General features: G+C 49.8%; 24 protein-coding genes. 10 read left to right on the plus strand and 14 right to left on the minus strand.

Features of this window, described 5'->3' with window-relative positions:
• Nucleotides 1–17 precede the first annotated feature (17 nt).
• The 3 genes from FB479_RS20900 to FB479_RS20910 all read right to left on the minus strand — a co-directional run bounded on the left by FB479_RS20900 (nt 18) and on the right by FB479_RS20910 (nt 2,358).
• A complete protein-coding gene (locus FB479_RS20900; RefSeq protein ID WP_106656237.1) occupies nt 18–1,025 on the minus strand; it encodes an inorganic phosphate transporter in 1,008 nt (335 codons plus the stop codon).
• A 19-nt stretch (nt 1,026–1,044) separates the two neighbouring features.
• Nucleotides 1,045–1,662: a DUF47 domain-containing protein gene (locus FB479_RS20905; protein WP_106656238.1), complete on the minus strand. Its 618-nt coding sequence runs from the start codon at nt 1,660–1,662 to the stop codon at nt 1,045–1,047.
• Nucleotides 1,663–1,743: 81 nt separating this feature from the next.
• Nucleotides 1,744–2,358, minus strand: coding sequence for a LysE/ArgO family amino acid transporter (locus tag FB479_RS20910; RefSeq protein WP_142066580.1), 615 nt, complete (start codon nt 2,356–2,358; stop codon nt 1,744–1,746).
• A 147-nt stretch (nt 2,359–2,505) separates the two neighbouring features.
• Here FB479_RS20910 and FB479_RS20915 point away from each other — a divergent pair, with 147 nt between their 5' ends.
• Nucleotides 2,506–3,954 carry an aminotransferase-like domain-containing protein gene (locus tag FB479_RS20915; protein ID WP_142066581.1) on the plus strand — a complete coding sequence of 483 codons (1,449 nt, stop codon included), beginning with the start codon at nt 2,506–2,508 and terminating at the stop codon, nt 3,952–3,954.
• A 43-nt stretch (nt 3,955–3,997) separates the two neighbouring features.
• Here FB479_RS20915 and FB479_RS20920 read toward each other — a convergent pair whose 3' ends face one another.
• The 7 genes from FB479_RS20920 to FB479_RS20950 all read right to left on the minus strand — a co-directional run bounded on the left by FB479_RS20920 (nt 3,998) and on the right by FB479_RS20950 (nt 9,896).
• Entirely contained in the window at nt 3,998–4,330 is a 333-nt protein-coding gene (locus FB479_RS20920; RefSeq protein WP_106656241.1) for a spore coat protein, read from the minus strand.
• Between the two features lie 13 nt (nt 4,331–4,343).
• The gene (locus FB479_RS20925) at nt 4,344–4,670 is read right to left on the minus strand and encodes a ferritin-like domain-containing protein (RefSeq protein WP_142066582.1); all 327 of its coding nucleotides are present in this window, start codon (nt 4,668–4,670) and stop codon (nt 4,344–4,346) included.
• Between the two features lie 103 nt (nt 4,671–4,773).
• On the minus strand, nt 4,774–5,580 hold the full coding sequence (locus tag FB479_RS20930; RefSeq protein ID WP_142066583.1) for a hypothetical protein: 807 nt from the start codon (nt 5,578–5,580) through the stop codon (nt 4,774–4,776).
• A gap of 78 nt (nt 5,581–5,658) precedes the next feature.
• Nucleotides 5,659–6,501 (minus strand): pyrroline-5-carboxylate reductase, encoded by an 843-nt coding sequence (gene proC, locus FB479_RS20935; RefSeq protein ID WP_142066584.1) that lies wholly within the window; start codon nt 6,499–6,501, stop codon nt 5,659–5,661.
• A gap of 20 nt (nt 6,502–6,521) precedes the next feature.
• On the minus strand, nt 6,522–7,790 hold the full coding sequence (locus tag FB479_RS20940; RefSeq protein WP_142066585.1) for a glutamate-5-semialdehyde dehydrogenase: 1,269 nt from the start codon (nt 7,788–7,790) through the stop codon (nt 6,522–6,524).
• A 37-nt stretch (nt 7,791–7,827) separates the two neighbouring features.
• A complete protein-coding gene (gene proB / locus FB479_RS20945; RefSeq protein WP_142066586.1) occupies nt 7,828–8,928 on the minus strand; it encodes a glutamate 5-kinase in 1,101 nt (366 codons plus the stop codon).
• 350 nt (nt 8,929–9,278) lie between these two features.
• Nucleotides 9,279–9,896, minus strand: a complete 618-nt coding sequence (locus tag FB479_RS20950) for a hypothetical protein (RefSeq protein WP_142066587.1) — start codon at nt 9,894–9,896, stop codon at nt 9,279–9,281.
• A 152-nt stretch (nt 9,897–10,048) separates the two neighbouring features.
• Between FB479_RS20950 and FB479_RS20955 the strand changes: the two genes are divergently transcribed.
• The 9 genes from FB479_RS20955 to FB479_RS20990 all read left to right on the plus strand — a co-directional run bounded on the left by FB479_RS20955 (nt 10,049) and on the right by FB479_RS20990 (nt 21,831).
• Nucleotides 10,049–10,465 carry a hypothetical protein gene (locus FB479_RS20955; RefSeq protein WP_142066588.1) on the plus strand — a complete coding sequence of 139 codons (417 nt, stop codon included), beginning with the start codon at nt 10,049–10,051 and terminating at the stop codon, nt 10,463–10,465.
• A gap of 449 nt (nt 10,466–10,914) precedes the next feature.
• Nucleotides 10,915–12,036, plus strand: coding sequence for an S-layer homology domain-containing protein (locus FB479_RS20960; protein ID WP_142066589.1), 1,122 nt, complete (start codon nt 10,915–10,917; stop codon nt 12,034–12,036).
• Between the two features lie 359 nt (nt 12,037–12,395).
• Nucleotides 12,396–14,804: a 3-hydroxyacyl-CoA dehydrogenase/enoyl-CoA hydratase family protein gene (locus FB479_RS20965; protein WP_142066590.1), complete on the plus strand. Its 2,409-nt coding sequence runs from the start codon at nt 12,396–12,398 to the stop codon at nt 14,802–14,804.
• Between the two features lie 18 nt (nt 14,805–14,822).
• Nucleotides 14,823–16,001, plus strand: a complete 1,179-nt coding sequence (locus FB479_RS20970; RefSeq protein ID WP_142066591.1) for an acetyl-CoA C-acetyltransferase — start codon at nt 14,823–14,825, stop codon at nt 15,999–16,001.
• A 25-nt stretch (nt 16,002–16,026) separates the two neighbouring features.
• Nucleotides 16,027–17,805 (plus strand): acyl-CoA dehydrogenase family protein, encoded by a 1,779-nt coding sequence (locus FB479_RS20975; RefSeq protein WP_142066592.1) that lies wholly within the window; start codon nt 16,027–16,029, stop codon nt 17,803–17,805.
• Nucleotides 17,806–17,844: 39 nt separating this feature from the next.
• Nucleotides 17,845–18,036: a hypothetical protein gene (locus tag FB479_RS30570; protein ID WP_185746395.1), complete on the plus strand. Its 192-nt coding sequence runs from the start codon at nt 17,845–17,847 to the stop codon at nt 18,034–18,036.
• A gap of 35 nt (nt 18,037–18,071) precedes the next feature.
• Nucleotides 18,072–19,619, plus strand: coding sequence for a spore germination protein (locus tag FB479_RS20980; RefSeq protein ID WP_142066593.1), 1,548 nt, complete (start codon nt 18,072–18,074; stop codon nt 19,617–19,619).
• Nucleotides 19,616–20,716, plus strand: coding sequence for a GerAB/ArcD/ProY family transporter (locus tag FB479_RS20985; protein WP_106656254.1), 1,101 nt, complete (start codon nt 19,616–19,618; stop codon nt 20,714–20,716). The genes FB479_RS20980 and FB479_RS20985 overlap by 4 nt, the downstream gene beginning before the upstream one ends.
• Nucleotides 20,713–21,831 carry a Ger(x)C family spore germination protein gene (locus FB479_RS20990; RefSeq protein ID WP_142066594.1) on the plus strand — a complete coding sequence of 373 codons (1,119 nt, stop codon included), beginning with the start codon at nt 20,713–20,715 and terminating at the stop codon, nt 21,829–21,831. The genes FB479_RS20985 and FB479_RS20990 overlap by 4 nt, the downstream gene beginning before the upstream one ends.
• A gap of 42 nt (nt 21,832–21,873) precedes the next feature.
• Here FB479_RS20990 and FB479_RS20995 read toward each other — a convergent pair whose 3' ends face one another.
• The 4 genes from FB479_RS20995 to FB479_RS21010 are packed head-to-tail and all read right to left on the minus strand — an operon-like array spanning nt 21,874 to nt 24,939.
• On the minus strand, nt 21,874–22,386 hold the full coding sequence (locus tag FB479_RS20995; RefSeq protein WP_047073142.1) for a 1,2-dihydroxy-3-keto-5-methylthiopentene dioxygenase: 513 nt from the start codon (nt 22,384–22,386) through the stop codon (nt 21,874–21,876).
• Nucleotides 22,387–22,399: 13 nt separating this feature from the next.
• Nucleotides 22,400–23,056 (minus strand): methylthioribulose 1-phosphate dehydratase, encoded by a 657-nt coding sequence (locus FB479_RS21000; RefSeq protein WP_142066595.1) that lies wholly within the window; start codon nt 23,054–23,056, stop codon nt 22,400–22,402.
• Nucleotides 23,057–23,059: 3 nt separating this feature from the next.
• Nucleotides 23,060–23,728: a 2-hydroxy-3-keto-5-methylthiopentenyl-1-phosphate phosphatase gene (locus FB479_RS21005; RefSeq protein ID WP_142066596.1), complete on the minus strand. Its 669-nt coding sequence runs from the start codon at nt 23,726–23,728 to the stop codon at nt 23,060–23,062.
• A complete protein-coding gene (locus FB479_RS21010) occupies nt 23,725–24,939 on the minus strand; it encodes a 2,3-diketo-5-methylthiopentyl-1-phosphate enolase (RefSeq protein WP_142066597.1) in 1,215 nt (404 codons plus the stop codon). The genes FB479_RS21005 and FB479_RS21010 overlap by 4 nt, the downstream gene beginning before the upstream one ends.
• Between the last annotated feature and the right edge of the window lie 16 nt (nt 24,940–24,955).

The raw sequence follows: 24,955 nt of genomic DNA on the forward strand, positions 1-24,955 counted from the left end.
ACTCGTCCCTTTTGCTTTTAGATAAATACGTGTAGCAACAAATACGTTGCTGCAGCGAGCAAGGCAGAAATCGGAAGCGTAATAAACCAGGTGATCACGATGCGTTTGGCAACGCCCCAATTGACGCTTTTTAGCCGTTTGGCTGCACCGACCCCCATGATCCCGGAAGAGATGACGTGGGTTGAGCTAACAGGCAAGCCTAACTGCGTAAAGGTAAAAATGATCGAAGACGAGGTGAGATCGGCAGTGGCCCCATTAATCGGTTCAATCTTGGTGATTTTGCCCCCGACCGTCTTGATGATTTTCCAGCCTCCGACAGAGGTTCCCAATCCCATCGCGAGGGCACAAATGAACTGCACCCAGAAAGGAATCGTGCTCGTATCTGCATGCAGGTCTGCGGCTACAAGCGCGAACACGATAATGCCCATCGCTTTCTGTGCGTCATTCGTTCCATGCGTAAAGGATTGCAGGGCCGCCGTGAAAATTTGAAAGAGGCGAAAACCCCGATTGACCTTGGTGGGGGGAACCATGACCCGACTGAAAATGAAATAGACCAAATTCATCATGAGATAAGCGGCAACCAGCGCGATAACCGGTGACAAAATGAGCGCCTGGAATATTTTTAAAAAACCAGCCCAATTGATCTGCGCGCTCCCGGCGGAAGCGAGGACAGCACCTACGAGTGAGCCGATGAGAGCGTGAGACGAACTGCTGGGGATACCGTACCACCACGTAATCAAATTCCAAAGGATCGCAGCCAGGAGAGCAGCCATGACCACAAGCACACCGAATTCCAACTTGGCTGGATCGGCGATATCTCCACCGATTGTTTTCGCGACCCCGGTAAATGTCAGGGCACCGATAAAATTCATGATAGCCGCCAGGCCAATGGCAATCTTAGGCGGGAGAGCTTTGGTGGATACGGTGGTTGCAATGGCATTGGCTGTATCATGAAATCCGTTGATAAAGTCAAAGGAAACAGCCAGGATAATAACCGCAATAACAAGAGGAAGGCTCGTATGCATGAAAGTAGGTCTCCTTGGTTTAAGAGTTGCCCATGATCACGGATTCCATCGCATCGGCGACATCCTCGCAATGATCCATGACATCTTCCAGCACTTCGTAAACCTCTTTGAGCTGCATGATGTGAATCGGATCGCTTGAGGTCTTGAACAATTGCCTGATGCTCCCCCTCACCAATTCATCCCCTTCGCTTTCCAAATCGTTAATGCGGATGATGTACTCCTTCATATCGGCCAGCTTTTGCTTTTGGAGTAGTTCGATGGCGAGAAGAATTTGCTTGGTAGCGTCTTCGATGAGTTGACCGAATCTCACCATCGTTTCATCTGCTTCTATGATGTCGTACATATAGAGCCTCGAAGCGCAAAACTCCAATCCATCCAGCACATCATCCAGCTTGACGGCAAGGTCCAGGACGTCCTCACGCTCGATGGCGGTAATAAATGTTTTGTTGATTTGCACGATGATTTCATGGATAAGCTTGTCGCCTTTTGTTTCGTACTCCTTCATCTCTGTAGAAAAGGTTTTGACAGTCTCTAATGAAGTAATCTTGTATTCATTAAAATAGATCGCTGTTTGATGTACATTTTTCGCAATCTCATACAAATCATCCAAGAGTGCGTCCGATTTGGTAAAAAGCATAAACAAACCTCCACTTCAAAAACCCGAATAGGAGTATTTTGAGTGGAGGAGGTGGGGATTATGCACTTTTTCACTAACTCTTTACGTTAAGAGTAATTGGGCTGCCATATAGGCGGCCACTCCCCACATAATCACAGCTGAAACCATGTTGAGGCCGCGCTGCAATTTTCCAGAACGGTCCAATCGTCCTGCCGTGCGACCAGCTACGGAAAGGCCAAAAAACCAGAGGCAGGATACGAGGATACAGGCAAACGTAAAGCCCCATTTTTCTGTTCCGGTATAACTGAGTGAACTGGTGCCGATCACGCCGATCGTATCGAGAATCGCATGCGGGTTCAACAGGGAGACAGAGGCAGCAAACATGATCTGTTTTTTGGCTGAAAAGCGCTCTTTTTCTTCATCCTCCGTATTTGGACGGCTGCGCCAAGTTAAATACCCCATGTACACCAAAAAGAAGAAGCCGACGATATACAGAACCGTTTTCAGCCATGTGACTGTCAATACGACCAAAGAGACTCCCAATACCGCCAATAAAATGAGCAGCGTATCACAGAGTGCCGCAGTCAGTACGACAGGCATGGCGCGAAGTAATGTAGGTTGTAGAGCCCCCTGATTAAAAACGAAAACATTTTGTGCGCCGAGCGGTAAAATAAGTCCAAAAGCAAGCACAAAACCGTGCAAAATCGCTTCCAGCATGATCATTTCCTCCCCGTTTCTCTCTCGATGCAAAGGCCATCTGCATTACTGTCATTATTCACGGTTGTGAATCCGTTGTCTCCAGCCAATTGGTTTACATCCAAACCAACCAATTTGTACAATGATAAAACGAGGAGGAATGTGCCTGTGCTGACGATAGACTGGAAGCCTGACAAATCATCTGACATCCCGATCTACGCGCAGATCGTGGCTTATATTAAGGGGAAAATCGCAGGCGGTGAATGGCCGATCAATAGTAAATTGCCAACACAAAGAGCGTTAGCGCAAGCCTTTGATGTAAACCGCAGTACGGTGGTGACGGCGTTGGAAGAGCTAAAAGCGGATGGATTCATTGAAGCGACAGTAGGCAGTGGCTCCGTCGTTAGCAACAACACGTGGTCCTTATTGACGACCGCCCCTCCACCCAATTGGCTAGGCTACGTTCAGGCAGGGGCGCATCTCCCCAACTCGCCGACGATTCAGGATATCAATCGTTATGAGCCAGACCCGAGGTACATTCGCTTGGGGACAGGGGAGCTTTCGCCGAGCTTGATTCCAGTTGCGGAGATGGAAGAGGTCATGGCTAGCTTGCAGGGCAGAATGACTCATCTCGGATATTCGGAGCCAAAAGGGCTGTTGCCTTTGCGCCAGGCGATCAGCGATCATTTGCGGAGCAGGGGGATCGAAGCTTCTCCGGCTTCTATTTTGATCGTTTCGGGGGCCCTTCAAGCTTTGCAGTTGATATCGATTGGCATCCTTCACCGTGGATCTGCCATCTTGCTCGAACAGCCTTCGTATTTATTCTCACTGCCTTTGTTTCAATCCTCGGGAATGCGTCTGGTTGGTGTGCCGATGGATGCGGAAGGAATCTCTCCCCAAGTGTTAGCGAGACAAAAACAGGCGCATAACGCGGCACTGCTCTATACGATTTCGGCTTACCACAATCCGACGGGGATTAGCCTGTCAGAGAATCGAAGGGAGCAAGTCCTGGCTGCCTGTGAGCGGGAGAGACTGCCTGTATTGGAAGACGATGTTTATGGAGAATTGTGGTTAGACGAGCCGGGGGCCTTGCCGTTGAAGGCGAGGGATCAGAGCGGGTTAGTCTTGTATTTGGGCAGCTTGTCCAAAACACTCAGTCCGGGGCTGCGGATTGGCTGGATTGTAGGGCCAGAGCCTGTCATTGAACGCCTCGCGGATGTGAAAATGCAAACGGACTACGGAGCGAGTGCTATTTCCCAATGGGTGGCGACAGAATGGCTCACAAGCGGGAGATATTCCCGGCATCTGGATCAGCTAAGAGCGGCACTGCGACACAGAAGGGACAGGATGTGTGAATGGCTTGCCCGCTGGTTTGACGATTTGGCAGATTGGCGTATTCCACATGGCGGTTTTTATATTTGGCTGCGTCTGCATCAGGCGGTTTCGATGCGCAAGCTTTTTACAGAAGCACTGGCAAAAGGTGTCCTGTTAAACCCCGGCTTTGTTTATGATCATACGGATAGTCATCATCTTCGCTTGTCCTACGTGTACGCAGAGGAAGCCGACATGGAAAAGGCGCTGTTTGTATTATCACACCTTCTGCGTGGCAGGAGATAATGAGAAGAAGACACCTGTGTTATGTCAGGTGTCTTCCGTTATTTCAGTGGTAGGGGAACTGCGTGGAGTACCCGCTATACTGCTGATAAGCTTGTTGCAGTTGTTGCTGCTGGGCAGCTTCCAGCTTGTACCATCCCTTTTGGAACATGAGATTGAAAGCATCGCGTGCTGACTGATGGGTTTCATTCAAAATTTGCAGCATGTCATCATAAAGCTGCTGATGGCTGGCTTCACGAACGGCGACGTTAAAGTTATCTGTCAAGTATTTGCAGGTAGCCAGACAGTCGTTGAGGTAGTCACGATCGTTCATTTGCGGACCTTTTACTTGTGGCAGCTGACCGGATTGCGGATTGGCGATCTGGTTTTGGTTTGGCATCCCGATTCCTCCCTTATTGCATTTGATGTTGTGGTTGGGATTGCTGTTGCTGTTGCTGGGACTGTGTCTGCGGAAGGGTCGCCATTACTGCGGTGTTGTTGTTTTGCAGGTGACTCAGCAGTTTTTGGTAGTGTCGCTGGTGCATTTGTCCTTGCTGCTCCAGACATTGCTTGACCTGAGGATCAGTAGCCTGCTGTGCGAAAGCATGCAGCTTTTTGAAAGCGATCAGTTCCCATGACAAAGCATCCTTGAGGTAGCTCAAGTCCTTCGTCGAGATGACCTTGGGAGGTTCGGGAATCGGTGCTTGTGTAAAGGGCTTGGAAGGCAGGATGGATGGCATCGGGTTGCTCCTTTCAGATGGAATCATGTATAGGATAAGCAACAAGTGAGGATGTAACCCCTGAGGATTGCAGCCAAAAAAAATCCGGTCGCAAAGGACCGGATCAGGATAGCTCCAAGGAAGAAACGACGATGTCGATGCTGGCAGGAGCGATATTGAGACAATATTGAGCTTCTTTGTACAACGTAGATTGAAGTGCATAGATAAGTGCTGGAATATTTGTCAGGTAAGGCAGTTTAAGAGCAATCGAAACCTGAAACCGAGGCAAATCCTCAAAGCTGGAGACGATTTTGACCACATGATGGACCTCGTCAAACTGGTCGCAGGCCGCTTGCACGATTTTTCGTAACACCTGAGGATGAATCATGATGCGTCCGCCTGAAAACGGAGGATGAACCACGGTTGTTTCCCCAATGACTTCTTTTTTCGAGCTGAAAATCTGTTGGGCAGAAGAAATGAGGAGCTGGAGAAAATCTTTTTCTACTTCCACACGCGGAATCGGTATTGTGTGCTTGCCCATTGTTTCCCTTACGTAGCGGGCAGCCTCGATTTCCTGAGGAGGCTTGATGGATTCAATCGGGATGAAGTCCACCTGAAAAGGCAAATGCAGGGCTTCGACGATACGACCAATCATCCGCTGCGAAGTTCCTAATACGAGTAGTCGGCTTGGTTGAATCTCGCCAAGACTTTGTCGGACTTCTTCAGCGTGCTCCTTATAATGAAAAATAGCTCGTTTTACCGCCTGAATTTTTGTCTTCTCATATTTGGCAGAGGTTCCGGCCACCTTGCGTCCCTGGTAAATCAGGATGCCATCATCAATAATGGCGTCGATGTTCATTCGGTGAGCAAGTTCTAATGCACTGGTGCTTTTTCCTGTTCCACTGGTGCCGTACAAGGCGTAAATTTCCATGGGACCTCCTTCGTCATTTTTCTCGACTATGCTTGATCTTTTTTATTATACATGACAAGGAAGGGGGACAAAACGACTTTACTGATATTGTGCCCCCATCTCCCGCGATCTTTCCGCAGCACGAAGAATGGCTGCAGTGACGGCTTCCTGGAATTGATAGGCTTCCAATACTTCCAGTCCTGCCTGGGTCGTTCCACCCGGACTCGTTACTTTTTGGCGGAGAATGGAAGGCTCTTCGCGTGTATCGAGCAGCATATGTGCCGCGCCAATCACGGTTTGCAGTGTTAATTGGCGTGCCATTTCCCGATCCAGTCCCGCTGTGGCACCCGCCCCCATCATGGCTTCGACCAAATAGTAAATGTAAGCAGGACCGCTTCCAGACAATCCAGTAATGATATCCAGCTCTTCCTCGGCGACTTCATATACGGTGCCAATTGCTTCGAAAAGTTTGGTAGCCAGTTCGCGGTGCTCTTCCTGGACAAAAGGATTCGCGCACATTCCTGTAGCAGACAGACCAACCGCAGACGATGTATTGGGCATTGTGCGGATGATCGGGCACTCTGCACCGACCCACTCTCCGATCAAGCTGGTAGAGACGCCAGCGACCACCGAAATGATCAATTGGTCAGAACGAACGACCCCACGTAAATCCTGCAAAGCCTCTGCTGCATCCTTCGGCTTGATGGCCAAAATCAAAATATCGGAAGAGCGGACTACGTCAAATTTGTCCTGGGCAGCAGTTACCCCGTAGTCATTTGCCAACTGCTCCAAACGCTCCATGTTGTTGCGGTTGGTGACGGAAATACGCTCAGAAGGGAGTAAGCCTTTCTTTACGATACCGGAAAGCATGGCCTCCACGATCGAGCCTGCACCGAGAAAGCCGATCCGCCCTTCTGTAATCGCTGTTGTTTGGTTACTCATGGTGATTCCCTCCCTTTGGACTATCGAATTTGGCCGTTTCCGCGTACGACATACTTGTAAGAAGTGAGTGCTGGCAAGCCCATTGGCCCACGAGCGTGAAGCTTTTGCGTGCTGATGCCGATCTCCGCACCAAAGCCGAATTCTCCACCATCTGTAAAGCGGGTAGAGGCGTTGTGATACACCGCTGTGGCATCGATCGCAGTCAAAAACTGACGGGCTGTGATTTCATCTTCCGTTACGATTGCCTCGGAATGGCCGGAAGTATGCGCTGTAATATGGTCAATGGCCTCGCCCAAGCTATCGACAGTGCGAACCGCCAGAATCAGCGCAGAGTATTCCGTATCCCAGTCCTCTGATGTAGCATGGTGCAATTGAGCGGCTAGGTCGGAATGCAGCTCTATCGTACGCTCACAAGCACGGAGCTCAACGCCCTTCGCCAGGAGTTTTTGAAGCAAGGCACGTTGGTTTTCCTGTGGCCAGCTGCGGTGTACGAGCAGTGTTTCGGCAGCATTGCAGACGGCAGGCCGACTTGTTTTGGCATTGATCACGATGCTTTCAGCCATGTTATATTGAGCGGCTTCATCCACATAAATGTGGCAGTTGCCAACGCCTGTTTCGAGTACAGGAACGCTTGCGATTTGCAGAACCCGCTGGATCAGTCCTGCGCCACCCCGAGGGATGATGACATCGACGAGACCATTGGCGGTGCACAAGTAATCGACAGAGGCATGTTCGGCAAAAGGCAAGTACTGCACCGCTTCCGCGTCAAGTCCGGTCGCAGTGAGCGCTTGACGAATGCTAGTCACCAATGCGAGATTGCTGTGAACAGCGCTGTGGCTGCCACGCAAGACGATCGCATTGCCTGTTTTGATAGCGATAGCTGCTGCGTCTACGGTGACGTTCGGTCTGGCTTCGTACACCATTCCAATGACACCGAGAGGGACGCGGATTTGTTCGATGAAAAGTCCGTTTGGCCGTGTCCATGAGTCGATCCGTTCCCCGACCGGATCATCGAGGGATACCAGTTGCGTCAGGCTATCCACGAGCTGTGCAATTCGCTCCGGCGTCAACAGGAGACGATCCAGATAGGAGGCAGGCTGACCATCTGCTTCCGCGAGGGCGATGTCCTTGGCGTTTTCTGAGAGAATGACAGTCTCATCAGCCAGCAGCTGGTTGCCGATTGCGACGAGCACCTGGTCTTTTACTTTGCGAGAGAGTATTGCCATTTTTCGTGAAGCCTGTTTGGCCAGGCTCATTTGTGTATGCACTTTTTCCTTCAAGCTTTCCATGGTTTCTCCAACTCCTTTTTCTATCTGCATGGATTGTTTAGATGACAGGCGTCCATTCATCGCGATGTATGACAGTACCGCTGTGTCGCGTTACGTTATCAGGGGAAAGAAAATCACTTAACTGTGCTGCAGTGAATCTGCTGATACCGCGACCGATCAACGTACCCTCACAGTAAACCTCGATTACCTCACCTTGCTCGAACATACCGGATACATCGCGGACACCTGCCAAGAGCAAGCTTTTGCTGTTTTCCAAAATCGCTTCCGCTGCACCGCTATCAACCGTGATTTTTCCGCGGGTAGGGGAGTGAAGCGCAATCCATTGCTTGCGTGTAGGAACGCCGTTCGTAGTAGGTGCTTCTGGATGGTAGTTGACGTAGGTGCCATTCCCGTTGCCAGTGAGGACCTCCAGTAAACCCGTGGTATTCGTCAATTTTCCGATAAAGCTCGGAATTCCTAATGATTGGGCGGTTTTGGCTGCGATCAGCTTGGAGCGCATACCGCCTGTTCCCAGTTGGGAAGCTCCGCCTGCAAGTGCCTCGATTTCGTCCGTCACACATTCGAGCCAGCCCATGTGTTTGGCATCCGCATGATAACGCGGGTCTTTGTCGTACAAGCCATTCGTATCAGTCAGGATCATGTACAAATCGGCATGGACGAGACCAGCGACGAGAGAACCAAGCATATCATTGTCTCCGAAGGTCAATTCCGCTACGGATACCGTGTCGTTTTCGTTGATGATTGGCAAAATGTTTTTATCCAATAGCAGTGACAACGTGGAGAATGCGTGCTGATACCGTTCCTTGTGAGAAAAGTCACCGCGTGTCAGCAAGATTTGCGCCACGCTGAAGTTATGGGCGCCGAACATTTGCGTATAGGTTTGCATCAACAAGCTCTGCCCGATGGCCGCGGCTGCCTGCTTGGCTGCCAAGGATCGCGGTCGCTGCTGATAGCCGAGACTTTGATAGCCGCTGGCGACAGCTCCCGAGGAGACTAAGACAACCTGATGACCCGCTTCACGCAATTGGCTGATAGCGGAGACGAGCAGCGACATTTTCGCCGGATCAACACCGCCTGTACCTGCTGCAATCGAACTGCTCCCCACCTTTACTACCAAACGCAATTTCCCCTTTTTCATGCGTAAAACCCCCTTCTTGCATACAAAAAAGCCCTCTCGTCTCTTTGATAAGGACGAAAGGGCTTGATAACCTCACGCGGTACCACCTTATTTGACGTTTTGGACTGAAGGCATACTTCAGCCAAGAAACGCCCGGCTCTCTTTCTTTGATAACAGGTGAAAGAAACCTGTCCAGGTCTTCCCTGGATGCTCTGGGGTGGGTTCAAACCGATTCAAGGACGAAACCTCTCAGCCGGTGGATTTCGCTCTCTGGACCTGAAGGGCGGTTTTACTATTCCCCGTCATTGCCGCTCACTATGTGCTTATTAATTCACTATTATTCGCTTGGTCCGCCAGAAATGTCAAGAGGCTTATTGAAATTGTTCATTCCCGTAAGCGCCCATCCGTGATTTGATTTCGAACCGTTTGCTCTTTTGATCGCGCACGAGTCGGTAGCGAAGCGTGCGGTCAGAAGCAAAGGAGGAATCGGTTGCATCTTCCACGGTCACACTGAGTTCTCCATTGCTTTTTTGGACAGTCGTGTTTCGAACCGAGATCAAAGTCGGATAGTCGACACGGGGGATTGCTACGTATAGTTTTTCCTTTACCAGCTTGGTTGTCATGTTGTCGTACATGGCTTCTGCCATTGGGCGACTCCAAAAACGACCGAAGTAATCCGTTATCTTGTCTTTACTGTCGAAGCGCTCAGGCAATTCGCGAAAGACAAGACCATCCTCAAACACAGTTTTTCCCTTCCCATTGTCCGCAGCAGCATAATATACATTTTCCAGTTGATGCTCGGCTTGCTTCAAAAAGAGGACGACATCCATTTTGTTATCGCCAAGCTTTTGGATGGCAGACTGCTTGGCAGGCTTGCTCTGTGTTTTGGCCTTGTTTTTTTCCTGCTCCTGCTTTACTTGCGTCATGCATCCTGTGACGAGCAAAGAGAGAGCGAGAATAAACATCCAGTTTTTCCAGTTGATTTTCATGGCACACCTCACTTGGGAGCAGTCGTATAACGTTAGCGTGTGTGTCAAAAAAGACAAATAGCCCAGTTAATATATGGATAGGGGTTGTCTGACTCTCGGATTATGTCTATCATGGAGAGAGTTGGACAGATCGAACGATTGAGGTGGAATATATGTTTGGGTTTGGCAAAAAAGCGAAGAAGCTGGACGGTATTGATGTTCTGATTATCAAAACCGAGGAAGCGAAAAATCGCAACTTTTATCAGGTTGCTTTTCCGAGCGTGGTAGCGAATGATATTTTGTCCATGCTGCAAAAATTGGAGAAATCAAAAATGAACAAGCAAGAGTTTCTCGGGGAAATCGGCGGTTTCCGTATCGTGACCCACTTGGAAGCCTTGACTAGTTTTGAAATTTTGGATGAGGCTGACATGGAGGCACATCCGGTACAGATTCAAGACTTTGCCAACATGCTTCTGCGTCGTTTGGAAGCGTTGGAGGAAAGTGGCAAGTTCGGCGAAAGCGAAGATTTAGCATTCATCATGGGTGAATTGACTATGCTGCGTGATGGCAGTTTTGTACCACAAGACTAAATTATGAGAGCCGTAGGGATAACCGACGGCTTTTTTTCTTTTCCCACTGGTAATTAGGCCTTATGGCAGGAGGCCTAGTCGTCCTCGCCAGTTTTTCTTTAGGGATATCCATGACAGGGACCTCTCTTGGGATTATCGTCCTGTTCACTCTCATCAACATTTTCTTATATCGGCTGCTCGTGACCAAGGGATCAGGCTGGTTAGAGCAGATTGAAGGATAGTCAGCGCATAGAGAAAAAGGATATAATTGGGCCGCTCATAAAAAGTGCGGCTCTTTTTCATTTGTTTTGAAAAAGTATAACAAAGTTCCGTTTTCCTCCCGATACAAGAAAGAGAGAGATCAGACCCAGGAAAATAGACCAATAGGGCAGGAATGGATGCTACTGGGGGCGAATTCCAAAAAAAGGGAGTAAGGAATGATCATGGAAAGAAAGGAGTTATCGTAAGTCATGGTAAAACGTTTTGCAATCGTTTTTCTCTTGGCACTGCTAGTGGTGCAAAGCGTTTTTTCAGGGAGTGCGAATGCGGCTGCACCTGGCATGTATACGGACATACAGGGACATTGGGCGCGTGAGCACATCGACGAAATGGCGGATCTGGGCATCGTAAAGAGGAAGGGATATCAGCCTTTTTACCCAAACAAGCCGATTACTCGAGGCGAAGCTTTGGCTATGCTGAATCGCGTATTTGAAACGGTATATGGTCCGATAGAAAAGCCAGAACGTAAGCCAAACCTGGATCATCGCTATCTACTCCGGGGGGAAGTAGATCAACTGCTGAGCAATCTGAAGACCATGATGAAAATCGAAACGGACGATCTGGGCAAGTTTGATCCCGGAGACCGGATGCTGTACTATCTATATTTGGCTGAAACCGGGCACCTGATGAAAAAGCAAGAGAAGGAAAATCCGGACTGGTGGATGTCCAGTGCCGGGATGCAGTGGCCATTGACGAGAGAAGAGGCCAGCTTGATACTATTTCACATGCTGGCACCGCAAAAATTCCGTACAGCCAATATTAAACCACAGGATGCAGTCTCTTTCTTTAACAGCCATTACGAATGGAAACGCGACCGATTCTATCGGGATACATATTCACCGTACCCACTGGCTATCCGGGAATTCAATCTGTTTCACACGGACAAGACCTTTTCTCCGAACAAGATCCTGACACGTGCGGAATACGTCGTTGTCATGGATCGACTGATCGATTATTACCGGATAGATGTAGCTTCACAGTTCCGGGGTTCGCCTGCGAATCAGCAGCACATCGCGCAGGTGTATTTACGAGCAGCGAATTTGGCGTACGAAACAAAAAATCAGAAGCAGCTATCTGCGCTCTTTACAGACGATGCGCTCAAAAGCATGGCAAAGCTGGAGCAAGTGCCCTCCTACAATGGACCGGTAAAAGTATCGGTCAAGGCAGACGAAAACAATTCGAAAGCCCTTTGGGTAATAGCTCATTACCTAGACCCGAAAAACGGAGACTTCCAGATTGAATACCGATTGGAAGAAGACGCGTCCAATACTTACGGACGCAAGATCACCACACTGATTTACTCGCAAAAGTAGCACAGAAAAAGGGGGACTGGACAACAGAGTGCCCCTTTTCTTTTCATTCGTGAAGTGACGATTGCAACTGACAGAATTTTCGATTACAATAAAAACTGAACGGTGATTCAGTTGGTGGGAGCGTAGCATCTCCGGGCGTGTAAGACAGCCAAAACGTGGGATGTCATTTTTTAACCCACACACTGAATGAGCATTCATTCAACATGAGACATGTGCTGATGTACACAGGAATATCTATAGAGAAAGTAGAAGTTTTAAAAATGATCTGCTAGTCTGAATATTAGGTATTCACTGTTGCGAGGCCATTCTTTTGACCATGAATAAGCCATGACTAGGTTTTTAAAAAGGAGGATTTGGAGATGGAACGCAAAATTCGCAAGGCGGCAGTTCTCGGTTCAGGCGTCATGGGCGCCGGGATCGCAGCACATTTAGCCAACGTCGGTATTCCCACTTATTTACTGGACATCGTGCCGCGTGAATTAACAGCAGATGAGAGTGCAAAAGGACTTTCTTTGTCTGATAGCGTGGTGAAAAACCGGATCGCACAAGCGGGCCGTGACCGACTTTTGAAGGAGAAGCCGGCGCCGCTCTACGATAAAAAGAACATCGACCTGATTACAGTTGGTAACTTCGAAGACCATCTGGCTTGCTTGAGCGAGGTCGATTGGATTATTGAGGTAGTTGTCGAGAACATCGAGGTGAAGAAAAGCGTCTTCGCCATGGTAGAAGCGCATCGCAAGCCAGGGACCATCGTGTCTTCCAATACGTCCGGGGTTTCAATCAACGAAATGGCAGAGGGACGCTCTGATGACTTCCGCAAGCATTTCCTCGGCACGCACTTTTTTAACCCACCGCGCTACTTGAAACTGTTGGAGCTGATCCCAGGTCTTGATACAGACCCGCAAGTTATCTCTTTCATGAAGCATTTTGGTGAGCATGTGCTCGGCAAAGGAATGGTCGTTTGCAAGGATACGCCTAACTTTATCGCTAATCGCATCGGTACATATGGATTGCAGGTTTCGATCCACGAAATGGTGCGACTGGGGCTTGGGGTAGATGAGGTAGATGCGTTGACAGGACCGGTCATCGGCCGTCCAAAAAGCGCGACGTTCCGCACACTCGATGTCGTCGGACTGGATACGTACGTACATGTGGCTGGTAACGTCAGGAATAAAAGCACGGATGAGCAGGAGCGCTCGGTTTTTGAAGTGCCGGAGTTCGTTCTGCAAATGGTGGAGAAAAGATGGATCGGGCAAAAGGCTGGTCAAGGCTTTTTCAAGCAGGTGAAGACAGAGAAAGGCAAAGAGATTATGGCTCTGTCGGTTGACACGCTGGAATACCGTCCAAGTGTGAGGCCGAAGTTCGCTTCCCTCGAAGCAGCCAAAACAGCCAAGACTTTGCCTGAGAAGTTGAGAGCGCTCGCATACGGCAAGGACAAGGGCAGTGAGTTCGTCTGGAGTGTCTTCAAAAAGGTACTGCTGTACTCTGCTGAAAAGGCGCATGAGATCGCAGACGATATCGTCTCTGTTGACCAGGCCATGAAGTGGGGCTTCGGCTGGGAGATGGGGCCGTTCGAAACATGGGATGCTATCGGTCTCGAAAAGTCAGTGGCAAGAATGCGTGAGGAAAACGAGAAGATTCCAGCACTCGTTGAGGAGCTGCTCGCGAGTGGGAAAACCTCCTTTTATCAAAAAGAGCAAGGAAAGCGCAGTGTGTTTTCTATCGGAGGCACTTACAAGGACATCGAAGAGAGCAAGGAAAACATCAACCTGGCCGCCCTTAAGGAACAAGGCAAGCTGATCAAGAAAAATGCGGGTGCCGCCTTGATCGATTTGGGCGATGGAGTCGCATGTCTGGAATTCACCTCCCCGCACAATGCACTCGGGATGGATGTCCTGCACATGGCAAGCCAGGCCGCAGAGGAAGTGCAAAAGAACTTCGCTGGCCTAGTTATCGGTAATCAAGGCAAAAACTTCTGCGTCGGGATGAATCTCGCCATGGCGCTGATGGAAGCTCAGGATGAGAACTGGCTGGAGCTCGATATGCTCGTCACGAACTTCCACAAAACAGCACGGGCACTGCGCTACATGCATCGTCCAGTCGTCGCAGCGCCGTTCGGCATGACACTGGGCGGCGGTGTCGAGGTGGTCTATCTCGCGGATCGCGTGCAGGTATCGGCAGAGACGTACCTCGGACTGGTAGAGGTGGGAGTAGGACTTCTGCCAGGTGGCGGAGGAACGAAGGAGATGCTGTTCCGAGCAATGGAAAACGTTCCAGAGGGAGGCAGCGTGCCAGTTGATCCGTTCCCATTCGTTGCGAAGGCGTTTGAAGCCATTGCCATGGCAAAGGTATCTACGAGTGGTCAGGAAGCCATCAATCTGGGGTACCTGCGACCGACTGACCGCATCAGCGTGAATGCTGATCATCTGCTATACGATGCGAAGCAGCTGGTGCTCGCGATGGATAAAGAGGGCTACACGCCGCCAGCGCCACGCAAAATTCGCGTCATCGGAGAAACGGGTTATGCGAACCTGCGCCAAAATATTTATGCCATGAAGAAGAGTGGATATATTTCCGAGCATGATGAACTGATCGCAAGCAAAGTTGCCTATGTCATGTCTGGTGGTAACGTGCCGGCGGGTACAGAAGTGACAGAAAGCTACATTCTGGAGCTGGAAAAGCAAGCGTTCCTCGAACTGATCAAGACACCGAAAAGCCAGCAACGGATGCAGCATATGCTGACCAAAAACAAGCCTTTGCGTAACTAGGAAGAGGGAGGGATAACGATGAGAGAAGCAGTTATTGTCGCGGGGGCCCGCACCGCTATCGGGAAAGCGAAAAAAGGAAGTCTCAAGGATTTTCATCCAGTCGATATGGGAGCCGCAGTTGTAAGCGACCTGTTGCGACGCGTGCCACAGCTCGATCCGGCGGATATCGAGGATATCATCATGGGGACGGCTGTACCGGAAGCCGAGCAAGGCATGAATATGGCTCGCTTGATCGGACTGCGTGCCGGATTGCCGACAAATGTATCGGGAATCACGATCAATCGCTTTTGCTCTTCCGGTTTGCAGACGATTGCTTACGCTGCTCAGCAGATCATGGTCGGCAGCTCCGATGTGGTTGTCGCTGGCGGGGTGGAGAGCATGAGTCTGGTGCCAATGCTCGGTCACAAAATTGCACTCAATCCGACTCTGGTTGAAACGAAGCCGGAAGCGTACATGAGCATGGGGCATACGGCTGAAGAAGTAGCGAAGAGGTACAACATTTCTCGTGAGGATCAGGATGCTTTTGCTCTGCAAAGCCATCAGCGTGCGACGGCTGCGATTGCTTCAGGGAAATTCCAAGATGAAATCGTACCATTGACAGTCAAGCAGCATTTCGTGGATGAAGCTGGCAAGGTCCACGTCCAGGAACGTATTTTTGACAAGGATGAAGGAGCGCGCTCGGACACGACGATGGAGGCACTCGCCAAGCTCAGGCCGGTCTTTCACGTGCAAGGCAGCGTAACGGCAGGAAACTCTTCGCAAACGAGCGACGGCGCGGCAGCAGTTCTCGTGATGTCTGCCGAAAAAGCAGCCGAGCTGGGTGTCGAGCCGATTGCCAAGTTCCGTTCCTTTACGGTTGGCGGTGTAGACCCTGACGTCATGGGGATTGGTCCGGTTGTCGCGATTCCAAAAGCGTTGAAGCTGGCGGGAATCAGCTTGGAGGATGTCGATCTGTTTGAGTTAAACGAAGCATTCGCTTCTCAATCGATTGCCGTGATTCGCGAGTTGGGACTCGATCCTGAAAAGGTCAATGTAAATGGCGGGGCAATCGCATTAGGGCATCCACTCGGTTGCAGTGGTGCCAAGCTGACCGTCCAGCTTTTGAATGAAATGAAGCGCAGAGGCGGCAAATACGGAGTCGTTACGATGTGTATCGGCGGGGGAATGGGAGCCGCTGGCGTTTTTGAGATGATCTAATTTTAAAATAAGGAGAGGGATAGTAATGGCAGAAACAAAAGATTTGATCCGCGGTGGAAGCTTTTTGATCGATGCAGGTTCAGCTGATGATGTATTCGTGCCAGAAGAATACACCGAAGAGCAAAAGATGATCGCCAAGACGACAGAGGATTTCGTGAACAATGAAGTTCGTCCTCATCTGGAAGAGCTTGAAAACCACCAATTTGATATTTCGGTTCGTCTGTTGAAGGAAGCAGGGGAGCTCGGTCTGTTAGCCGGTGACGTTCCGGAGAAATACGAGGGACTGGGGCTGGATAAAGTCAGCACTGCACTCGTCACAGAAAAGTTCTCGCTGGCTCGCGGCTTTGCACTCAGCTATGGCGCCCATGTCGGTATCGGCTCACTGCCGATCGTGTACTTTGGAAACGAGGAGCAAAAACAGCGTTACCTGCCTGATCTGGCGTCTGGAAAACGAATCGCTGCTTACTGCCTGACAGAGCCAGGCTCTGGCTCAGATGCGCTGGGTGCGAAAACGACAGCGACGCTCTCCGCAGATGGCACGCACTATATTCTCAACGGAGAGAAGCAATGGATCACAAATGCTGGCTTTGCTGATGTGTTTATCGTATACGCGAAAATTGATAGCGAGAAATTTACTGCCTTTATCGTCGAGCGCACATTCCCAGGTGTTTCGTTTGGACCGGAAGAGAAGAAGATGGGGATCAAATGCTCCTCGACACGCACAGTCATTTTGCAAGATGTACCTGTGCCGGTAGCCAATCTGCTCGGTGAGCCTGGAAGAGGTCACGTGATCGCGTTCAACATCTTGAACGTTGGTCGTTACAAGCTCGCAGTGGGCGCAGTCGGCTCCTCGAAAAAAGCGGTGGAACTCGCTACAAACTACGCAAAAGAACGCAAGCAGTTCAAAACACCAATTGCCAACTTTACCTTAATCAAAAACAAACTGGCGAACATGGCAGTGAAAACGTATGCGGCTGAAAGCTCCGTCTATCGGACAGTGGGTCTGTTCGATACAGCGCTGACTCGCTTGGGTGAGAAAGCAGATGATGGCGCGGAGGTTGCGAAGGCGATTGCCGATTATGCAATCGAATGCTCGATCAATAAAGTATTTGCCACGGAGGTTTTGGATTACTGCGTGGACGAAGGCGTGCAAATCCACGGTGGATACGGCTTTATGTCCGAGTATGAGATCGAGAACATGTACCGTGACTCGCGGATTAACCGCATTTTCGAAGGAACGAACGAAATCAACCGCATGCTCATCCCGGATACGCTCGTGAAAAAGGCGATGAAAGGCGAGCTGCCGCTTATGCAAGCAGCAAGCAGCCTGCAAGCAGATCTGATGAGCTATTATCCGGAAGAGATTGAAGATGCCCCTTTGGCTATGGAGAAGCATCTGATCAACATCACGCGCAAAATCATTTTGATGGTGGCTGGTTCTGCGCTGATGAAATACCAACAGGCGATGTCCAAAGAACAGGAACTCTTGGCATTCGCGGCTGACATGCTGATCGAGCTGTATGCAATGGACAGCATCGTGAAGCGGACAGAGAAAGCAATGGCAGCAAATGGCATCGAAGCCGAGCAGCAAAAGCTGGAAATGACCGCTGTGTATGTGCATGAGGCGTTCGATCGTATCGAAGGCTGGGCAAAAGAAGCATTGGCGGCGATGGAAGAGGGCGACGAGCTTCGTCTGCGCCTCTCGATCCTCAAAAAGCTGACTCGCCGCACGCCGATCAACACGGTGGCACTCAAGCGTTCCATTGCGGATCGTGTGATCGAAGCGGGAGCATATGTGGTGTAGTTCCAAACAGTAAATGGGAAAGGGAGCAAAGCTCAGACTTTGCTCCTTTTCATTGTTTATCTGTTCGTTGACGAAAAGCTGCATGAGCTGCGGCAACAAGTACTGAATGATATGGTTGGTTCAAATCACTCGTACTCCCAACAGTATTTGCAGGGCGTTGGGATTTATTCGATTTGGCGGCAGGATGTGCCAATTCGCATGCATATTTTGGGAAGCTCTCACGAACGCTAACAGAACATACTTCGCAAAGGGCGGGAGTGTACGAAATGGCGATGAGAGGGTGGCTAAGAAGAAAAAAGACATCGGTCAAAGACAGGATTAGCCACTCGAGTGCGCCTATCCATGTTCGTGAGATCAGTGAGCGATTAGACGATAATATTGCTGAGCTGAATGCGATCTTTACGATGACGCCTGATTTGGTGATACGGACGTTTGACAGCCGACATGCGGGTGGTAAGGTCACACTTGTCTATCTAACCGGATTGGTTGACAAAAACTCTATAAACAATAACGTGCTTCGTCCCCTGTTGTCTCATAGAGAAGGAGAAAGCCCCAGTATTTTTGACCTGTTATCCGTTGGTAAGGTGTCCGTTGTATACGACTTTCAGACCGTAGAAAACGATATTTTGAAGGGAAGCAGCGTTCTATTTATCGAGGGACGAAAAGAAGCGCTCGTGGTCGAGACAAATGGATGGCCGCAGAGGGCTCTTGAAGACCCGCAGCTGGAGGCCTCACTGAAGGGAGCTCATCAAGGATTTGTCGAAACCGACTCCCAAAACATCGCCTTAATTCGCCGCTATATTCCTAACCGCGAGCTGAAAATCAAAGAGATTTGGATCGGAGAACGAGGGGGGACAAAGCTCTCTATCATGTATTTGGCCGATGTCGTCAATCCGCAGGTGCTGCAGGAGCTGGAAGATCGGCTTGGACGAATCAAGGTTGATTCGATCCTCAATACAGGAGAGCTGGAGGAGTATATCGAGGATAATCCATACTCCCCTTTTCCACAGTTCATCACAACGGAAAGACCTGATACGACCAGCTCTCATTTGCTTCAAGGGAAGATTGCCGTTGTCGTTGATCGATCACCAAGCGTAATGATTGCTCCCGTTTCTTTTGTTTCCTTTTTCCAAAATGTCGATGATTACAGCATACGCTGGCCTGTTGCTTCATTTATTCGCTTGCTTCGATACCTGGCTTTTATCGTGGCCACTTTTTTGCCCGCGATCTATATTGCGTTGATTTCATTCAATTATGAGGTCATCCCGCTCGATTTGATCCTGTCGATCGGAGAGTCGCGCGAAAAAGTGCCGTTTCCTCCTTTGCTGGAAGCGCTGCTCATGGAGCTCACACTGGAAATGCTCCGGGAATCTGGGATTCGCTTGCCTGCTCCAATTGGACAAACAGTCGGTATCGTCGGCGGTATCGTTATCGGTCAAGCAGTCGTCCAAGCCGGAATCGTAAGTAACATTATGGTGATTGTCGTGGCTTTTACCGCGATATCTTCGTTTATCATCCCGAATTACGATATGTCTTCCGCAATCAGACTCATCCGTTTTGCCATGATGGTCTTGGCGGCGATGTTTGGAATCGTCGGGATTGTAGTGGGGCTTATGGCCCTAATTGGTCATTTGATTTCGTTACAATCCCTGGGTGTCCCCTATGGAAGTCCTCTGGCTCCTGTACGCTTCTCAGATTGGAAAGACCTGTTTGTTCGTTTGCCTATGTGGAAGATGCTTGATCGCCCCAAGGGAGCCAGAACGGTCCAGGCTAAGCGGCAAGGGGATAATCAGCCAGAGGGGGATGCGAAATGAAAAAGTACGCATATTACGAGCTGTCCGTCCTCCAATACATCCTTCTCATTCACGGGACGCAGGTCGGGATCGGTGTCTTGACAATACCGCGAGAATTGGCGGAACAGGCGGGGACAGACGGATGGATGTCCTTGTTTATTGGATGGGCAGCAGCCGTGCTCGTAAGCCTCGTTACCACGAATATGATGAAACGTTACCCGGATAAGACGATCATCGATATATTCCACCTCCTGTTGGGCAAGTATTTGGGAAAAGTGGCGACGATATTGATGGGCATGTATTTTGCACTTGCAACGACCGTCCTCATTGCCAATACCACTGCGATCATTAATGTATGGATATTGTCACAGACACCTGCGTACATCATTGTTATCCTGCTTGCGATTCCCGCCTATATCGTCGTACAGGGGGGACTGCGTGTGATTGGGAGGTATTCTGAGCTGGTGTTTTATCTCACTCTCTGGATGCCGCTTGTCCTCGCGACCGCTTTAAAGGACGCACATTGGTTGCACTTTTTGCCTCTGATAAAAGAGGGGTGGATGCCGATATTGACAGCCAGCAAGACTACGGTTTTGTCCTTTCTTGGGTTTGAAATGGCGTATTTTGTTTACCCCTTTCTGCAGAAAAAACAATACGCATCAGTCGGCATTGTCGTGGCAAACACGCTGACCTTGCTCGTTTATTTGTACATCACAATCATTTGCTTTGCTTTTTTCTGCCCGGATGAGATCGTTGAATATGTATGGCCTACGCTGAACTTGTGGAAGGTGATAGAATATCGCTTTCTGGAGCGCATCGATATTATTTTTCTCGCGTTTTACTTGTTCATTTTATCGACAACGGGATTGACCTACCTGTATTTCACCGTTTTCTCTACAAGCCAGTTATTCAATAGCCGGGATCATCGAAAGCATTTATGGGTGCTCCTGATGCTACTATCGGTTGTGGCTTGGGTGTATACGCCTTCTTTTGTTGACCTGAAAAAAATGACAGAGACCTGGAGTTTTGTTGGACTGATAATTGCTTACTTACTTCCACTATTGGCTTGGGGACCAATTTGGCTGTCAAAGCGAGGAGCGGGGGGGAAAGAAGCATGAAGCGGTTTATACGGATCATTTTGTCGTTCGTTTTGATCGTGATGCTAACCGGGTGTTACGATCGATTGAATCTCGAGGATGCAACCCTTTCTCTTATGATCGGAATTGATTTGAATGAAAAAAATGAACTCCTCATTTATATGACAAGCCCAGTGTTCAGCAGGGAAGCAAAAGAAAAAACAGAGGAATTCGGCCTCCGGGCATCTAGCATGCGAGAAGCGAGAATGGGCTTTGATGAGATCGTAACGGCTCTGACCGTATCAGGCAAAATCCAATTGATTGTGCTGGGAAAGCGTTTATTGCAGCACCCGGATTGGTTTCGGTTATTGGATGTCGTTTTTCGTGATGCGAAGTTCACAGTCAACGCACGAATGGTCATGCTTGATGGCCCTTTGAACGAGCTGTTTGAATACAAGCCAAAGGACAAACCTCGCCTTGCGCTGCATATGACGAAATTAATTGATACAGCCAATCAAAGAAATCTGACGGTAAAGACCAGAGCGCAGGAATTTCATCGGCAAATGTTTGAAAAAGGCATGACGCCCCATATATCGGAGTTGAAGAAGACGAAGCATGCGGTGAGAGTAATGGGAACCGCATTGTTAACGAAAAAAGGAGCTTATGCCGGATTGATCGAGCCGCGGGATACAATTCTCTTGCAGATGCTTCTTCATGGAAAACAGGGAGAAATATCCGTCACTCTCCCGGTTAAGTTGCCAAGCGATCAGAATCCCATTGTAAAGGAAAGAGTCAGCTTTTTTGTAAAAGGCGTCAACAAAAAAGTGAAGACGACCTATCGAGACGGTACATTCCATTTCGATATTCAGTTGAAATTGCGTGTGTCTATATCAGAGAGGCTGTTTCCTTTCAACATGGAAAAAGAGTACAAAAAGCTGGAACAGATGATTGCCGAAGAACTCCACAAGAACTATGCCCAGCTTATCAAAAAATGCCAGGAAGCCAAGACGGATCCTTTTGGTTTTGGCCTTTATGCGCGAGCCTATGAATATGAGGAATGGAAAAAAGTTAAAGATGACTGGCCGACAGCCTTTTCAAAAGCAACGGTTCAATTGAAACCAGAAGTGACGATTAAAGGAAATGGAGTCATAAAATAAGAAAACACCCTGGTATCCGAACGGGACCAGGGTGTTGCTTATTTAATAGATCGCTTCCCAGCCTGCAGGAGTGACGAACAGGCGAATCGCTTTGATTTTGCGGTCGTCCATCAGGGTGAAGTAGTGGCGGTAGTTCGGCGGTACGGAGATCAGATCGCCTGGCTCCAGCTCGACGTCGAAGTAGCGACCGTCTTTGCCTTTGATAGCGAAAATACCGTGACCATCGACGCAGAAGCGGCACTCATCGTCGGTGTGGTGATGCTCGCCCTTGAATTTCACCAGCAACTCGTCGAGGTTAGGCGTTTTGTCAGAGAGGACGATAATGTCTGCTGTCAAGTAACCGCGACGTTTGCTGATCGCATCGATTTCCGGCTTGAACGTGTCGAGAATTTCTTGTTTCTCCTCGTCGGTTGGGCTGTAGTTATCACGGTGCTTTGGATCAAGTCGATCCACGCCCCATTTTTCGTAAATGATCTCTTGAGTGTCCAGGAAGGAGACAACTTCCTCGGGTGCTGAAATGTACTCATTGTTGTCGTGAAAACGAATTTGTGCCATCGTTTATTCCTCCTTAATTGGTGGTTGTAGTGGACACGACTGCTTGGCGCAATTGCAGCCAGCGGGCGTGATACTCGAATAGGAATTCAAAAGCTTCCAGGTGGCGCTTGGCTTCGAAGTCATTTCCGCCCCAGGTGTAGATACCGTGGTTACGGATGAGTACGCCAGGAACTTCTGGTGTGATCACTTTTTCAATTTCGGCAGCCAAGGTCGGAATATCGGCAAAGTTCTCAACAATCGGAACAGTAATGCGCGCGTTTTCTTCCCAGATTCCAAGTCCCTTGATCAGCTCTTGTCCTTGAAGGGAGAAAGCGCGTTGTCCAAAGTACAGCTCGGAAATGAGGTTGTTCCACACGGTATGGACGTGGAAGCAAGCACCTGCCTTCGGGAACGTTTTGTAGACGACAGCGTGGATGAGTGTTTCCGCGGAAGGCTTGAGTGCAGTTTCATCCACCGGACGCGAGTCTTGATCCACGACCAGATAATCTTCAGGGGACAGCTTGGTTTTGTCTTTGCCACTTGCCGTTACGGCAAATTGCAAGGGATCATTTTGTATCTTTATGGAGAGATTGCCACTGGTGCCGGGAAACCAGTCCCGGCGGGCAAATGTCAGCTTGGCGTCATCCAGACGGCGAAAGGCATCCAGACGTTGTTCGAGTGTTGCGGTCATGATTTAGACAACCTCCTGTTGGACTTGCTGTAAAATGCGAATCACATCGTGGAACGTGGCAAACTTGCTATGCGGCAATTGCAGCTCTTCCGCCTTGTCAGCGAGGAAGGAACGGGCAATCACATAGTCAGCGATTTTGGCTCCAGCCAAATCCGTGATGGAATCGCCGATGACGATGCGGAAATGGGATGCTGGATCGTAACGGCGGATGATTGTCGTCTTGCACATGCCGCAGCCGTTCGAGCAATGTTCATCGCAAGCGTTGGGCCACGTAATGGTGATGCGCTCTCCGCTGAAATCACTGCCGTTGCAGTAAATCGGCACATCGGAGAGATCGAAAGGTGCCAGGATAGGCTCCAGGAAAAAGTCGATGCCGCCACTCGTGATCAACAGCTCGATGCCTTCTTCGCGGCAATAGCTCACGAATTCAGCAAATCCTGGGCGGATGGTCGCTTCTTGGACAATAAAATCGATAATGTCCTGGCGCAAGGAGGAGGGCAGGAGCTGAAACAGCTTGCCGACCCCTTCCTGAACGCTTATTTTTTGTGAAAGGATTTGCTCCGTCAAGGCTTCCCACTCAGGGGGAGCAAACTTGCGGACAATCGCTACAATGTTGTCTTTTTCGGTAATCGTTCCGTCGAAATCGCAGAACAGGACGAGCTTTTTGCTCATCGTGCGCCACCCCACTTTTCCAGGGCGATCGCCAGCTCTTGTGATTCCGCTGCGGCTTCTTCCAATGTTCGGCCAGCGGTGACAGCCTCAATCGCAGCAACGAACGCTTTCGCTCCTGCGGTTGCTCCACCGGGATGACCGTGGATTCCGCCTCCTGCATTGACGATTTGATCTAAACCAAAGTCTTGATACAGCTGTGGAACCAGCCCTGGATGAATGCCGGCAGACGGAACCGGGAAGGAACGGCGGACACCGTTCAGCGGGTCGGTCAAATGCTTGGCGAGCCGCAACGCTTCTGTTTTGTCCAAGGCGACATTGCCATAAGGAGATGGGAAGAGCACCAAATCTGCCCCAGCTACACGCATCAACGTTCCGAGCAGAAGCGGGGTGGCGATGCCGTAGTCAGGCGATGGATAGTAAGCGCCTGCCAATGCTGGATGTGCCATGATCGGTACGTGTACATCAGGATCGGCTGCCAAACGATGCAGGGCATCGAAACCAAAGGCCAGCACGTTGAACAAGAGGCAGTCAGCACCCGCATCTACTGCACGTTTCGCTTTTTCGTTCAGCTCATGCACAGGTCCAGTCAAGTTGGCTGCATAGAGGACGGGCTTGCCTGTTTCGGCTTCCGTCTCTTGGGCGATTTGCTTGAACGCTTTGATCCGTTCGATAAAAGGAGCACGGTCATCTGCAAAGAAGATTTCGTCATCTTTCACGAGATCGACTCCACCCAAGGCTTGCGCCCGGAATTGCGTCCTCAGATCGTCGAAAGGAAGACCCAGGCACGATTTGAAAATGCTCATCAAGAGCGGACGGTTATGTGCCCCTAAACGTTCGCGCAGACCATCAATGCCGAACTTCGGTCCCGGAAAAGCCTGGAGGAATGAGTCAGGGAAAACGATGTCGACGAGCTTGATTTTGCCATCCATCGATAGTTTGCCGAATATTCCAGTCAACAAGGATGGAATGTCCGCTGTAAAATTACGAGTCGGATAGCTGACGGTAATCAGACCGCGTGTTTCTCCGTTTTCCAGTGTCGCAAGTGGTGTCGCGCTCACGGCTTCACCGAGATACGGTGCTAGCTCAGCTTGCTTGGCAAGCGGCAGGTCCGTCCAGGAGCCGACTGTCATACCAACAGCAATGGCTTGGGCTTTCTTGTTCAAGTCTTTTGCTTGTGTGAGATAGGTAACGAGGATACGTTGTTCACTCATGGTACGTCTAATCCTC

The sequence above is a fragment of the Brevibacillus sp. AG162 genome (assembly GCF_006715575.1).
GTDB lineage: Bacteria > Bacillota > Bacilli > Brevibacillales > Brevibacillaceae > Brevibacillus > Brevibacillus brevis.